Source organism: Kitasatospora sp. CMC57, assembly GCF_045866025.2.
Taxonomy (GTDB): domain Bacteria; phylum Actinomycetota; class Actinomycetes; order Streptomycetales; family Streptomycetaceae; genus Kitasatospora.
Genome location: NZ_AP035881.2, coordinates 4,551,040 through 4,564,579 on the forward strand (window position 1 = coordinate 4,551,040; position 13,540 = coordinate 4,564,579).

General features: G+C 72.9%; 9 protein-coding genes. 6 read left to right on the plus strand and 3 right to left on the minus strand.

What is annotated here, in order from left to right:
• The first annotated feature begins 16 nt into the window (after positions 1-16).
• From ACKUU6_RS20490 to ACKUU6_RS20505, 4 genes are all read left to right on the plus strand, one after another.
• Positions 17-1,285 carry an LCP family protein gene (locus ACKUU6_RS20490; protein WP_407990018.1) on the plus strand — a complete coding sequence of 423 codons (1,269 nt, stop codon included), beginning with the start codon at positions 17-19 and terminating at the stop codon, positions 1,283-1,285.
• Between the two features lie 133 nt (positions 1,286-1,418).
• Positions 1,419-3,083, plus strand: coding sequence for an LCP family protein (locus ACKUU6_RS20495; RefSeq protein WP_407990019.1), 1,665 nt, complete (start codon positions 1,419-1,421; stop codon positions 3,081-3,083).
• A 141-nt stretch (positions 3,084-3,224) separates the two neighbouring features.
• Complete coding sequence (locus ACKUU6_RS20500) at positions 3,225-4,778, plus strand: LCP family protein (RefSeq protein ID WP_407990020.1); 1,554 nt, start codon at positions 3,225-3,227, stop codon at positions 4,776-4,778.
• A 35-nt stretch (positions 4,779-4,813) separates the two neighbouring features.
• The gene (locus ACKUU6_RS20505) at positions 4,814-5,722 is read left to right on the plus strand and encodes a DNA-3-methyladenine glycosylase family protein (RefSeq protein WP_407990021.1); all 909 of its coding nucleotides are present in this window, start codon (positions 4,814-4,816) and stop codon (positions 5,720-5,722) included.
• Between the two features lie 20 nt (positions 5,723-5,742).
• On the opposite strand, the gene ACKUU6_RS20510 is transcribed toward ACKUU6_RS20505, so the two are convergent.
• Genes ACKUU6_RS20510 through ACKUU6_RS20520 form a run of 3 tightly spaced genes read right to left on the minus strand, consistent with a single transcriptional unit; the run spans position 5,743 to position 8,630 of the window.
• Positions 5,743-7,032, minus strand: a complete 1,290-nt coding sequence (locus ACKUU6_RS20510) for a coenzyme F420-0:L-glutamate ligase (RefSeq protein ID WP_407990022.1) — start codon at positions 7,030-7,032, stop codon at positions 5,743-5,745.
• Entirely contained in the window at positions 7,029-7,988 is a 960-nt protein-coding gene (gene cofD / locus ACKUU6_RS20515; protein WP_407990023.1) for a 2-phospho-L-lactate transferase, read from the minus strand. The genes ACKUU6_RS20510 and cofD overlap by 4 nt, the downstream gene beginning before the upstream one ends.
• A gap of 48 nt (positions 7,989-8,036) precedes the next feature.
• Positions 8,037-8,630, minus strand: a complete 594-nt coding sequence (locus tag ACKUU6_RS20520; protein WP_407990024.1) for a cysteine dioxygenase — start codon at positions 8,628-8,630, stop codon at positions 8,037-8,039.
• A 676-nt stretch (positions 8,631-9,306) separates the two neighbouring features.
• Here ACKUU6_RS20520 and ACKUU6_RS20525 point away from each other — a divergent pair.
• Positions 9,307-9,579 carry a WhiB family transcriptional regulator gene (locus ACKUU6_RS20525; protein ID WP_057232581.1) on the plus strand — a complete coding sequence of 91 codons (273 nt, stop codon included), beginning with the start codon at positions 9,307-9,309 and terminating at the stop codon, positions 9,577-9,579.
• A 168-nt stretch (positions 9,580-9,747) separates the two neighbouring features.
• Positions 9,748-13,539, plus strand: a complete 3,792-nt coding sequence (locus ACKUU6_RS20530) for a glycosyltransferase family 2 protein (protein ID WP_407990025.1) — start codon at positions 9,748-9,750, stop codon at positions 13,537-13,539.
• The last annotated feature ends 1 nt before the right edge of the window (position 13,540 follow it).

The following is a 13,540-nucleotide window of genomic DNA, read 5'->3' on the forward strand; positions in this document are numbered from 1 at the left end:
GGTAGGCATCCCCGATATGGCCGAGGACGATGACGACAGCGCGCGCCCCCCGACCTCCCGAGGCGGGGGGCGTCGCCGCTTCCTGCTGATCACCGCCGCCGTGCTGGCCTTCTTCCTGCTGGCGGGCGGCACGCTGGCCTGGATCGCGTACCGCAAGCTGGACGGCAACATCGAGACCGACGCCACCACGGGACGGCTGCTGGAGCGCGACGCCTCCGGCCGGCCCGACCGGGGTGCGGCGCAGGCCGAGAACATCCTGCTGATCGGCAGCGACGACCGCAGCGGCGCCAACGCCGCGTACGGCTACGCGGGCGGTCGCCGCTCCGACACCACGATCCTGCTGCACCTCTCGGCGGACCGGCGGCATGCGACGGCGGTGAGCATCCCCCGGGACGCGATGGTCCGTGTGCCGGCCTGCGAACTCCCGGACGGCACCAGGACCCAGGCCCGCCTCGTCCAGTTCAACTGGGCCTTCGAGGCGGGAGGCCCGGCCTGCACCATTCGCACCGTGGAGCGGCTCAGCGGCATCAGGGTGGACCACCACCTGATCCTGGACTTCACCGGCTTCAAGCGGATGGTGAACGCGGTCGGCGGGGTGGAGGTCTGCGTACCCCGGGCGATCCACGACCGGAACGCCCAACTCGACCTGGCCGCCGGGCGGCAGACCCTCGGCGGCGAGCAGGCGCTCGGCTACGTCCGGGTCCGGGAGACCCTCGGCGACGGCAGCGACACCCAGCGGATGGGCCGCCAGCAGCAGTTCCTCGCCTCGCTGATCCGCAAGGTGCAGTCGCAGGGGGTGCTGCTCAACCCGGCCAGGCTGTGGCCGCTGCTGGACGCCGCGACCTCCGCCATCACCGCCGACGAGGGGTTGAGCCGGGTCACCGACCTCTACGACCTGGCTCAGGACCTGCGCTCGATGTCCACCGGGAACGTGGTCTTCGTGACCACCCCGCGTCGCCCCTACCCGGGCGACTGGGACCGGGACCAGCTGGTCCAGCCGCAGACCGACCAGCTCTTCGCCGCCCTCCGGGCGGACCTGCCGGTCACCGTCCGGCCGTACCAGGTCACACCGTCGCCGTCGCCGTCACCCTCTCGTACGCCTTCCGGGCTCGCCGGTCCGTTCGCCCCGGCGTACACCCCCCGACCGAGCGCCGACCCGGCGGAGGACGCCACCACGGAGACGCCGTACCCCGACGCCCCGTCAGCCTCCGTAGCCCCCCTGCCGACCACCGGTCCCACCCTGGAAGGACGCACCGCCGACCAGGACTCCTGCGCCATACACTGACGCCATCCGACTGAAATGTGTGGGTTCGGTGCGGGCGGGCCGGGAAGTTTGCCCGCCTTTAAGGTGGTTGGCCGTCATGACACCGGTCACACTCCGGCCGGATCATGGCGGAAGCTCGTCTAGGGTGTCCGGGATGAACAGCGGACACCGGCACAGGGCGGACCTCGCGGATCAGACCCCGCGCGAGGTCGATCCGGCCGATCAGTGGGTGCTCGACCCGGCCACGGGTGAGTTCCGGCTGGACCTGGACGCGGTGCCGGCACAGGTGCCGCGCCCCCGGACGGCCGAGAACCCCCGGCGGGTGGCCGAGCCGCCGTCCGGCAGTCGGGCCGACCGCCGCCGTCAGGTGTCCGGCGGGAAGCCGCGCGGCAGGCGACGGGCCCTCAAGTGGACCGCCGGGGTGGGCGCGCTGGTCCTTGTGGCCGGCTGTGGCGGGGCGTACTACGCGTACCAGCACTTCAACGGGAACCTCTCCTCGGTCGAGGTCAAGCTCGGCAGCGAGGCCGAGCGGCCGAAGGCGGCCACCGGCGCGCTGAACATCCTGGTGATCGGCACGGACAGCCGGAAGGGCCTGGGGCGCGAGTACGGCGACGAGGGCAGCGAGGGCCACGCCGACACCACGCTGCTGTTCCACATCTCCAAGGACCGCTCCAACGCGACCGTGCTGAGCATCCCGCGCGACCTGATGGTGCCGATCCCGGAGTGCGAGAACGCGGCCGGGAAGAAGATCCCGGCCGAGAGCCGGGCGATGTTCAACACCAGCCTGGGGCAGAACGGCCGCGACCCGGGCTGCACCTGGAAGACCGTCGAGAAGATGACGGACATTCACATCGACCACTTCGTGATGGTGGACTTCGAGGCGGTCAAGACCCTCTCCACCGCCGTCGGCGGGGTGGAGGTCTGTGCGGCCAAGGACATCAACGACAAGGACTCGCACCTGAAGATGTCCAAGGGCAGGCACGTGGTGCAGGGCGAGGAGGCGCTCGCCTTCGTCCGTACCCGGCACGCCGTGGGCCTCGGCGGGGACCTGACCCGGATCCCGCTCCAGCAGCAGTTCATCAGCTCGATGATCCGCAAGATCAAGAGCAGTGACACCCTGACCAGCCCGACCAAGCTGTGGAACCTCGCGGACGCCGCCACCAAGGCGCTCACGGTGGACTCCGCGATCAAGAGCGTGGACAAGCTCAAGGACCTGGCGCTCGACCTCTCCGGGGTGAACACCCAGAACATCACCTTCACCACGGTGCCGGTGCTGGACGATCCCAAGGACGAGAACCGGCTGGTGCTGAACGACAAGGACGCCGCCCAGCTGTTCGCGATGGTCGCCGCCGACCGCTCGCTCACCCAGGTGGCGGGCGCCCCCGCCGAGGCGCCGGCCGCGACCCCCACGGCGGCCCCGGCGCCCGTGCCTGCCGCCCCGCAGGTGGACGCGGCGGCGGTCAAGGTGACCGTCCGGAACGGCACCGGGACGACCGGCCAGGCCGGAAAGGCCGTCACCGCCCTGGAGGGCAAGGGCTTCACCCAGGCCGCCTCCGGCAAGGACGCCACCGCCGTCGCCACCAGTACGATCGGCTACCCGCGCGGCAGGTCCGACCAGGCCCTCGCGTTGGCGGCCGCGCTCGGCCTGCCCGCCGAGACCGCCAAGGAGAGCAGCACGCTCGGCGCCAAGGACCCGTTGCAGCTGGTGCTCGGCAAGGACTACACCGCCGTGGGCAAGCCAGCCGCGCCGGTGCCCACCGAGGCCCCGAAGGACCTCCAGCGGGTGCAGGCCGACGACGCCAACGTGTGCGCCAAGTAACCGGCCGTTCGACGGACCGTCAGGCCCTGATCGCTCAAGCGTTCTGATTCCGTAACAGGATTCGGGCCCGTGCTGTGATCTCGGGTAGGTTCCGAACAGGTGGCCTACGGGGGGCGACCACTTGAGCAGGGGGGCCAACAGATGCCGGACGTCCAGACCCGCCCACCGGGTGGCCGGGGCGCCGAACGCCGAGCGGCCGGGAAGCGCTCAGGACGGCGCCGTTGGCTGCGGGTCACCGCGCTGGCGGTCGGCCTCGTCCTGGTCGCCGGCTGCGGCGCCGGGTTCTGGTACTACCAGCACCTTAACGGCAACTTCCAGGCCGGCGAGCTCAACCTCAGTGAAGTGAGCGGTGACCGGACCGCGCCGAACGCCGCCGGCCAGACCCCGCTGAACATCCTGCTGATCGGCACCGACAACCGGGGCTCCGCCGCCAACGTCGCCCTCGGCGGCGGGGCCGACGAGGCCGGCCGGCCCGGGCTGGCGGACGTCCAGATGCTGCTGCACGTCTCGGCCGACCGCAGCAACGCCTCGCTGATCAGCATCCCGCGCGACACCCTGGTGGACATCCCGGCCTGTCACAGCGAGGACGGGAAGACCAACTATCCGGCGCTCAAGAACAAGATGATCAACGAGGCGCTGGCCCGGGGCGGCCCGGGCTGCCTGGTCGGCACCTGGCAGGCCCTCACCCACATCCGGATCGACCACTACATGATGGTCGACTTCGCGGGCGTGGCCAGCATGGCCACGGCGGTCGGCGGGGTGCCCGTGTGCGTCAACATGAACCTCTGGGACCGGTACCAGAAGGGCGTCGGCGGCACCGACCTCAAGCTGCCCAAGGGCACCCACTACATCGAGGGCGAGGACGCGCTCAAGTGGCTGCGGGTCCGCGACGCCTGGGGTGACGACATAGGCCGCACCAAGGCCCAGCACATGTACCTCTCGGCGATGGTACGGGAGTTGAAGGCCAAGGGTTCGCTCACCGACCCCGGCCGGCTGATGTCGCTGGCCGAGGCCGCAACGAAGTCGCTCAGCGTGGACAAGCCGCTGGCCGACATCCGCAAGCTGTACGAGCTCGGTACCGAACTGCGTGCCGTGCCGACCGAGCGGATCACCACCCTCACCGTGCCGGTGGACACCGCCAGGCGCGACGCGGACCGGCTGGAGCTCAGGCAGCCGGACACCGACCAGATATGGAAGCTGCTGCTGGCCGACCGTCCCCTCGACGACAAGGGCCCGGCACCCGCTGCGGCGCCGTCGAGCCCCTCGCCGGCCCCGGACCCCACGCCCTCCGTCCCGGTGGCCAAGGGCGAGGTCGAGCTCACCGTGCAGAACGCCTCCGGCACCGAGGGCCGCGCCAAGGAGATCGGCGCCGCGCTCGGCCACCTCGGCTTCACCGGGGCCACCGCGATCGCCGGGGGCGGCACCCGGCCCACCACCCAGCTCGGTTACCCGGCGAGCCGCTCCGCCCAGGCCCAGGCGGTCGCCGCCGCCCTCGGCCTGCCGGCCACCGCCCTCAAGGAGGGCGGCACCGGCAGGTCCCTGACCCTGGTGATCGGCGCCGACTGGCCGACCGGCACCGCCTTCCCGCCGGCCGCCGCACCGACCCAGCTGCCCAGGTCCGCCGAGGCGGCCACGGCGGACGACGACAAGGCCTGCATGACGGTCAACCCGCAGGGTCACATCTACACGTACTGAGCGGCGTAGGGTGCTCCCCGGAGAGGTGGTGCGAGATGCCGGGCGCGGTACGACGGTGGCGGCCGGGGTTCCCGCTGGACCTCGGGCGGACCATGCTGCCGCTGCGGCACGGTCCCGCCGACCCGGCCTACCGGACGGACCCCGACGGCGGGATCTGGCGGGCCTCCCGGACGCCCGGCGGGATCGGCACCCTGCGGCTCTCCGCCCGCGCCGGAGAGGTCGAGGCCCGCGCCTGGGGCCCCGGCGCGGACTGGGTGCTGGAGCGGCTGCCGACGCTGCTCGGCGACACTGACGACCCGTCCGGGCTGGTGCTGCCCCCCGGCCCACTGCGCGAGGCGCAGCGCACCCACGCCGGTGTCCGGCTGGTCAGGAGCGGGCTGGTGCTGGAGTCGCTGATCCCCTCGATCTTGGAGCAGAAGGTCACCACCGACGAGGCGTTCCGTTCCTGGCGCACCCTGCTGCGCGATTTCGGTACCCCCGCACCCGGCCCGCTCCCCGGCCTCCGGGTGGCGCCGTCGGCCCGCGAGTGGGCGCTGATCCCGAGCTGGGAGTGGCACCGCGCGGGCGTCGATCCCAGGCGCTCCGCCACCGTGGTCCGGGCCGCCCGACTGGCCCCCCGGCTGGAGGAGGCGGCGGCCCTCCCCTCCGACGAGGCCTTCGCCCGGCTGACCACCGTGCCCGGCATCGGCCCCTGGACCGCAGCGGAGACGCTGCAACGCAGCAACGGCGACCCCGACGCGGTCTCGGTCGGCGACTACCACCTCCCCAACCTGGTCGGCTGGGCCCTGGCCGGCCGCCCGCGCAGCGACGACGACCAGATGCTCGCCCTCCTGGCCCCCTACGCGGGCCACCGGCACCGCCTCTGCCGCCTCCTGCTGATGACCGCCACCCGAGCCCCCCGGTACGGCCCCCGCCTCACACCCGAGGACCACCGGCACCGGTAGTCGGCCAGCAGGGCGTAGGGCTAGCGCGTGACCACGAAAGCGTCCGCAGGCCGGGCCTGACGCTCCCGCGGAGCCTCCGCCGGCCGTCCGACCGCGATCGCCCCCATCGGGTCCCACCCGTCCGGCAGGTCGAGCACCTCCCGCACGGTGTCCCGGCAGAACATCGTCGAGGAGACCCAGGCGGACCCGTACCCCTCGCCCGTCAGCGTCACCAACAGGTTCTGCACGGCCGCCCCGATCGCCACCGTGAACATCTCCCGCTCGGCCGCGGTCCGTCGGGCGTCGGGGTAGTCGTGCGAACCGTCCATCACCAGACAGGGCACCACCAGGTACGGGGCGTCCCGCAGCACGTCCCCCCGGGCGGTGCGGCGCGTCACCTTGGCGTCGTCCCACCCGTCCAGCTCGCGGAGGTCCCGCTGCCAGGCGGCGAGCATCGCGTCGAGCAGCCGGGTCCGTACCGCCGCGCTCTCCAGCAGCACGAACCGCCACGGCGTGGTGTGGTGCGGGGCAGGGGCCGTGACGGCGGCGGCGACCGCCCGGCGGACGGCGGCGGGGTCGACCGGTTCGGGGGTGAAGGAGCGGACGGTGCGCCGCAGCGTGACAGCCTGTCGGAGCGCCTCGGAGGTGCCGAGCCGGAACATGTCGTCGGCGGCAGGCCGGACCATCGGGCGGACCCCTTCGCCGTCCTCCCCGGTCACCAGGGCTCCCAGACCGCGCACCACGGCGACCGGCACGCCGCTGGTCTTGCCCTTCACGAGGTCACCGGCGGCGGCCAGTTCGTCGGCGGTGGCGGTGACGGTGAGCGCGAGCTCGTTGCCGTGGCTGTCCCGCCGCCCCCGGTGGTCGTCGAGGACGGCCAGCCCGGCGGCGCCGATCGCCACGTCGGTCAGGCCGTTGCGCCACGGCCGGCCGAAGGTGTCGGTGATCACCACGGCCAGCCGACGGCCGGTCAGCCGCTGGAGCCCGGCCCGCAGGACCCGCGCGGAGGCGTCGGGGTCGAGCGGCAGCAGCAGCACGGTGCCTGGCGCCGTGTTGGAGGCGTCCACGCCGGCTGCCGCCATCACCAGCCCGTTGCGGTTCTCGACGATCCTGGCCGGACCGCGCCGGGCGACCACCCGGACGGTCTCGGCGTCGATCGCGGCTTCCCGGTCGGCGGCGTGCAGCAGCCGCCCCTCAGCCTTGCTGACGATCTTCGAGGTGACCAGCAGGATGTCGCCGTCCTCGAACTCCCCGGCCTTGGCGATCAGTTCGGCCAGGTCGGCGTCGGTGGTGACCTCCGGTAGACCCGCCACCGGCAGGACCGAGATCAAGACCGGACCTGCTCGGCCAGCTCCAGTGCGGCCCTGGCCATCCCGGCCGTGGCCGGTACGTCGGTCATCAGCAGCGGCACCGCCCGGCAGGTGATCCCGGCGGCCTCGACCGCGGCCACCGCGGCGGTGTCGGCGGTGTCCACCAGCCACCCGTCGAGCAGGTCGGAGCCGTAGTGCAGGGCGACCGCCTCGGCCGTCGCCTCGACCCCGACCGCCGCCAGCACCTTGTCGGCCATGCCGCGCACCGGCGCCCCGCCGATGATCGGGGAGAGCCCGACCACGGGGGCGGAGGCCGCACTGACGGCCTGTCGGATGCCGGGGACGGCCAGGATGGTGCCGATCGACACCACCGGGTTGGACGGCGGGAAGAGGATCACGTCGGCCCCGGCGATCGCCTCCAGCACACCCGGGGCGGGCTTCGCGGTGTCGGCGCCGACCGGGATGATCGCCTCGGCGGCCACGGCGGCGTGCAGCTTGACCCAGTACTCCTGGAAGTGCACCACCCGGGGGCCCGCCGCGTCGGTGATCCGGACGTGAGTCTCCACCCGGTCGTCGCTCATCGGCAGCAGCCGAACACCGGGCTGCCAGCGGTCGCAGAGCGCCTCGGTGACGGCGCTGAGCGGGTAGCCCGCGCCGAGCATCTGGGTCCGGACGATGTGGGTGGCGAAGTCCCGGTCGCCGAGGCCGAACCACTCGGGCCCGACGCCGTACGCCTTCAGCTCCTCCTTGACCGACCAGGTCTCGTCGGCCCGGCCCCAGCCCTGCTCCTCGTGGATACCACCGCCGAGGGTGTACATCACGGTGTCCAGGTCCGGGCAGACCTTGAGACCGAAGAGGTGGATGTCGTCGCCGGTGTTGCCGATGACGGTGATCTCGTCCTGAGGGCCGGTCAGCTCACGGAGTCCGCGCAGGAAACGCGCTCCACCGATCCCGCCTGCCAGTGCCACGATGCGCATGCGCTCATCCTGCCAGGCGGGCCGGTGACAGCGGGCCCGGGCCCGGGGTCAGTGCGTTTCGACGCGCGCTTCCGGGGCAACCGCACCGGCGTACTGGTTCATCTCGACCAGACCGGGGGAGTACAGGTGGATCGAGACGGCGGGCTCCAGCGAGGCGTTGACCACCTCGTGCAGGTACCCGGACGAGAACACACGCTGGCCGCCACGGCGCAGCGGACGGGAGCCCTCACCGGCGTGGGTCAGCGAGCGCTCGACCAGCTCGCCCTGGAGCACCGTCATCACGCCGGAGGACTGCCCGTGGTCGTGGAACCCGCTGCTCTGTCCCGGCAGCCAGCTGAGCAGCCAGACCTCGTAGCCCGGGCCGGTCTCCAGCCGGGCGTACCAGCGGGTGAGGGCGTCGTAGCGGACCAGCGGCTCCCAGCGGGAGCGGTCGGCGGCGATCTCGCGGACCAGCCGGGCGTATCCGGCCACGGTGCCGGGGTGCTGCGGCAGGTCGGTGCGGGCCAGGTGCGGGAAGGCCAGCGGGTCGCCGGCGATGGAGACGTCGCTCAGACCGTCGGTCCACCGGGGAGCCGGTACGGCGGTGAGGGCGGCGTGCTTGGCGCGGTCTCGATTGCGCTTGCGGAAACGGGGCATTCGCATGGAGGAATCCTCGGAGCAGCTGGTCGGCGGGGGATTCAGCCGGGCCGCGGGATTCAGGGGGGACTCTGTCGCGCGGGCGGCCTCGATGTTCCTGGGCGGCGCGCGGTGGGACGCGAGCGCCTAGATACAGCAGGAACAGAGGCGACAACAGAACGAGCTCGCGGCAGCACGGAACTGCGCCTGGCGGCGGCCCCGGGAGGTGGCGAACTCTGACATGGGAGTAAGGAGACCGCAGGAGAGGCGTGAGTGTCAAGCCAACTCCGGGGACATTCGGGGTGGATCAGTCCTGAACTACCGGATGGGGTGATAAATCACCCTTGATGTTTCGATGTGAAGATCGCCGGGAAGGCAGCCGATGACCAGGCAACCAGCGCGATCCTCTCCGACGTCCCCCCGTTCGGGGGGTGGTCGGGGCGACGGTGTGTCAGGTTGACTGCCTGTCAGACAGTGGGTGGTTCCGGATGATTGAGGCCCATCAGGGTGCTAAATCCTAGATGTCCGGATATGTACACTTATCGTAGTGCCTTGGTTCCGGGGAGTGAATCCTCGACCCAATACCAGAGCTCGGCTTGACTGGGCCAGAGTGACGCACATGTAATTTCACTCGTGTCGTTCCGCCGCTCCAGGCAACGGCAACACCACGGGGACGCCACAAGGGGCAGAGGAGGCGCGCCAGATGAGCGAGCTCTTTGAGCTGTTGATCGGTGAGGGCATCGAAGAGGACGAAGAGGAACTCGGTTGGCAGGAGCGCGCGCTGTGCGCTCAGACCGACCCGGAGTCCTTCTTCCCGGAGAAGGGCGGCTCCACCCGCGAGGCGAAGAAGGTCTGCCTCTCCTGCGAGGTCAGGTCCGAGTGCCTCGAGTACGCCCTGGCCAACGACGAGCGCTTCGGTATCTGGGGCGGTCTCTCCGAGCGCGAGCGCCGTCGGCTCAAGAAGAGCGCGGTCTGACCGGGCCTTCGGCCGCTGGTCCCACACCTGTTCCGTGCAGCGCCTCACCCATGACGGTGGGGCGCTTTCGCATTCCCCCGCACCCTCCGGGCGCGAGCCCGCCACCCGGAGCCGTTAGTGTGGTGCGCCACCTGACTTCGCCGTCCTCGGCCGCGTCCACTGAGAAGCTTGGGGCCCACGCACTCGATGACCGTCTACAGCCACCAGAGCGGCTTCTCCGCAACCCGGCCGCCCGCGTACCCGCGCCACCTGGTCACCGCCGTGATCGTCTCGCACGACGGCGCCCGCTGGCTCCCGCAGGCCCTCGCCGGCCTGCTCGGCCAGGACCGGCAGGTGCAGCGGATCCTCGCCGTGGACACCGGCTCGACCGACACCTCGCCGCAGCTGCTCCAGGACACCCTGGGTGACTGGCTGCCCGAGAGCGGACCGCTGATCCTCGGCCGCCGCTCCGGCTTCGGCAACGCCGTCGGCCAGGCTGTCTTCAACAGCCCCCCGCTGCGCCCCGAGGACCTCCCGTACAGCCTCGACCCGTCCGGCTACGACCCGGTCACCGGCGGCTGGGACGACTTCGGCGACCCGCTCGGCGCCGAGGACGACCTCGGCCGGGGCGGGCCGCGCGAGACCCGCCCGGTCGAGTGGCTCTGGCTGCTGCACGACGACTGCGAGCCGCAGACCGACGCGCTGCGCCGGCTGCTCCAGGTCGCCGACTCCACCCCGACCGCCGCCGTGGTCGGCCCCAAGCTGCGCAGCTGGTACGACCGCCGGCAGCTGCTCGAGGTCGGCGTCACCATCGCCCGCTCCGGCCGCCGTTGGACCGGGCTGGACCGCCGCGAGCAGGACCAGGGCCAGCACGACCAGGTCCGTCCGGTGCTCTCCGTCTCCACCGCCGGCATGCTGGTCCGCCGCGACGTCTTCGAGGAGCTCGGCGGCTTCGACAAGGCACTGCCGCTGATGCGCGACGACACCGACTTCTGCTGGCGGGTCAACGCGGCCGGCCACCGGGTCGTGGTCGCCCCCGACGCCGTGCTCCGGCACGCCGAGGCCGCCAGCCGCGAGCGCCGCGCGATCGACTGCGGCGCGGCCCACCCGCACCGGGTCGACAAGGCCGGCGCGGTCTACACCCTGCTGGCCAACTCCAAGGGCCTGCTGTTCCCGTACGTGCTGCTCCGGTTGGTGCTCGGCACGCTGTTCCGGGTGCTGGTCAACGTGGTCGGCAAGGACCCCAAGCAGGCCTTCGACGAACTCGCCGGCCTCGGCCACGAGCTGGTCCGGCTGCCCCGCCTGCTGGCGGCCCGCAAACGCCGGGCCAGGACCAGGGCCGGGGACGCGCTGGACGACCGCACCCTCTTCCCGGCCCCCGGCGCGACCGCCAGGCTCGCCGTCGAGGGCCTGATCGGCTCGCTCGGCATCGGCGGCGCCGACGACTCCGGCGCCGGACGGCACGGCTCGGTCGAGTCCGGGCCTGGTGACGAGGACGCCGACGACCTCGTGGTCGAGCAGTTCGCCCTGCTCAAGAAGCTGGCCAGGCGCCCGGCCCCGCTGCTCTTCACCGCCCTGCTGATCTTCGCCCTGATCGCCTGCCGCGACCTGCTCGGCAGCGGCAACCTGCTCGGCGGCGCCCTGCTGCCCGCCTCCGACGGTGCGTCAGGTCTCTGGTCGATGTACGCCGACGGCTGGCACCCGGTCGGCACCGGCTCCACCGCCACCGCCCCGCCGTACCTGGCCGTGCTCGCGGTGCTCTCCGGGCTCACCTTCGGCAACGCCGACCTCGCGGTCGGCCTGCTGCTGGTGCTGGCCATCCCGCTCGCCGCGGTCAGCGCCTACCTGGTCTCCCGTCCGCTGATCGAGTCCAAGCTGGTCCGCGCCTGGGCCAGTGCCGGGTACGCCCTGCTGCCGGCCGCCACCGGAGCGCTCGCCCAGGGCCGGATCGGCACCGCCGTGCTCGCCGTACTGCTGCCGCCGCTGGCCCGCGCCGCCGCGATCAGCGCCGGGCTCGGCATCCGCGCGGAGACCGCTGCCAAGGGCGCCCGCCCCGGCTGGCGGTCCACCTGGATGACCGTGCTGATGCTCACCCTCTGCACCGCCTTCGTCCCGCTCACCTGGGCCATCGCCGTCCCGCTGTGCCTTGCCGCGCTCACCTTCGCGGTGCTCCGCGGCGGGGCGTACGGCTCCGGCGGCGAGGCGGTGCGCCTGCTCGGCCTGCGGATGCTGGTGATCCTCGGCGTCCCCGTACTGGTGCTCGCCCCCTGGTCGCTCCAGGCGCTGGCGCACCCCTCCCGGCTGCTGCTCGAAGCGGGCCTGCCCGGCCTGAGCGGTACGGCCCCCGGGCCGCTCGGCCTGATCCTGGTCAACCCCGGCGGCGCCGGCGTCCCGCCGGTCTGGCTCTCCGCCGGTGTGGTGCTCGCCGCCCTGGCCGCGCTGCTCAGGGCGGACCGCCGACGGGCCGTGCTGGCCGCCTGGGGAGCGGCCTTCGCCGGTCTGCTCTTCACCGTCGTGGTGGCCGGCACCGCCGTCACCCCCGCCTCCGGCGGCGCCCCGGTGGCCGCCTGGGCCGGGCCCGCGACCCTGCTGACCGGTGTCGCCCTGCTGGCGGCCGCCGCGATCGGCGCCGACGGCGCCAACGCCCGGGTCGCCGGGATCGCCTTCGGCTGGCGCCAGCCGGTCGCCGCCCTGGTGCTCGCCGCTGCGGTGCTCGCCCCGGTGGGCACCGCCGTCTGGTGGGCCGCCACCGGCGTCCAGGGCCCGCTCCACCGGACCGAGACGGACCAGGTCCCCGCCTTCATCGCGGAGGAGGCCGGCACCACCGACCACATCCGCACGCTGGTGATCAGCGGTGACGCCCAGGCGGCCGCCGTCCACTACGCGATGGTCCGCGGCGCGGGCCTGACCCTCGGTCAGGCCGAGGGCACCGTGGACGCGGCCGACGACCCGAAGGACCGGCTGACCGGTCTGGTCGGCCGGCTGCTGGCCGGCTCGGGCGGCGACCAGGCCAAGGAACTGGCCGGGCACGGCATCGGCTACGTCGAGGTCAAGGACCCGCTGACCCCCAAGGTCCGCGACGTCCTGGACACCACCCCCGGCCTGACCAAGCTCAGCCAGGAGAACGGCATCGCGCTCTGGCAGGTCACCGGCGCCCCCGCCACCCGGGCAGTGATCGTCGACCCCCAGGGCACCGGGCAGCCCTTCCCGTCCGGCGTGCACGACATCTACGGCGAGCTCCCGGCCGGCCCGGCGGGCCGGGTCCTGCGGCTGGCCGACCAGGCCGACCCCAAGTGGACCGCCACCCTGAACGGCACCACCCTGGAGCCGGTCACCCTGGACGGCTGGGCGCAGGGCTTCAAGCTCCCCGCCACCGGCGGCCGGCTGGACGTCACCCACGAGTCCGGCCTGCTGCACACCGGCTGGATCTGGGCCCAACTCCTACTCGGCGCCACCGTCCTGGTGCTCGCCCTGCCCGGTCGGCGCAACCACAACGACGACGACCTGCCCGAGGAGGTGGTGGCCGCCGCCGCGCTGGCCGCCGCCGCCCAGGCCCAGGCACCCGTCCCCGGCAGCCGCCGGGCCCGCCGCCTGGCCGAACGCGGCGAGGGCGAGACCGACGGCACCGAGGAGAACGGCGTCTACGCCGCCGTCCCGCCGCAGTCCGCCACCGAACCGGACCCGGCGCCCGCGCCCCCGGCCGAGCAGTACCAGGACCCGTACCAGCAGGCCGACCCGTACAGCTGGGACCCGTACGCCGGCCAGCAGCAGCCCGCCGCCCCGTACGGGTACGAGCAGCCGCAGTACGGCTACGACCAGTACGCCGGGTACGACCAGCAGCAGTACCAGGGGTACGAGCAGCAACCGCAGGCGCAGCAGCCGGACCAGCAGGCCTGGATGCCGGAGCAGCCGCAGCAGGAGCCGTACTACGACCCCAACGACCCATACGGCCAGCCTTACCGGCACGGATCGGGGAGCTGAC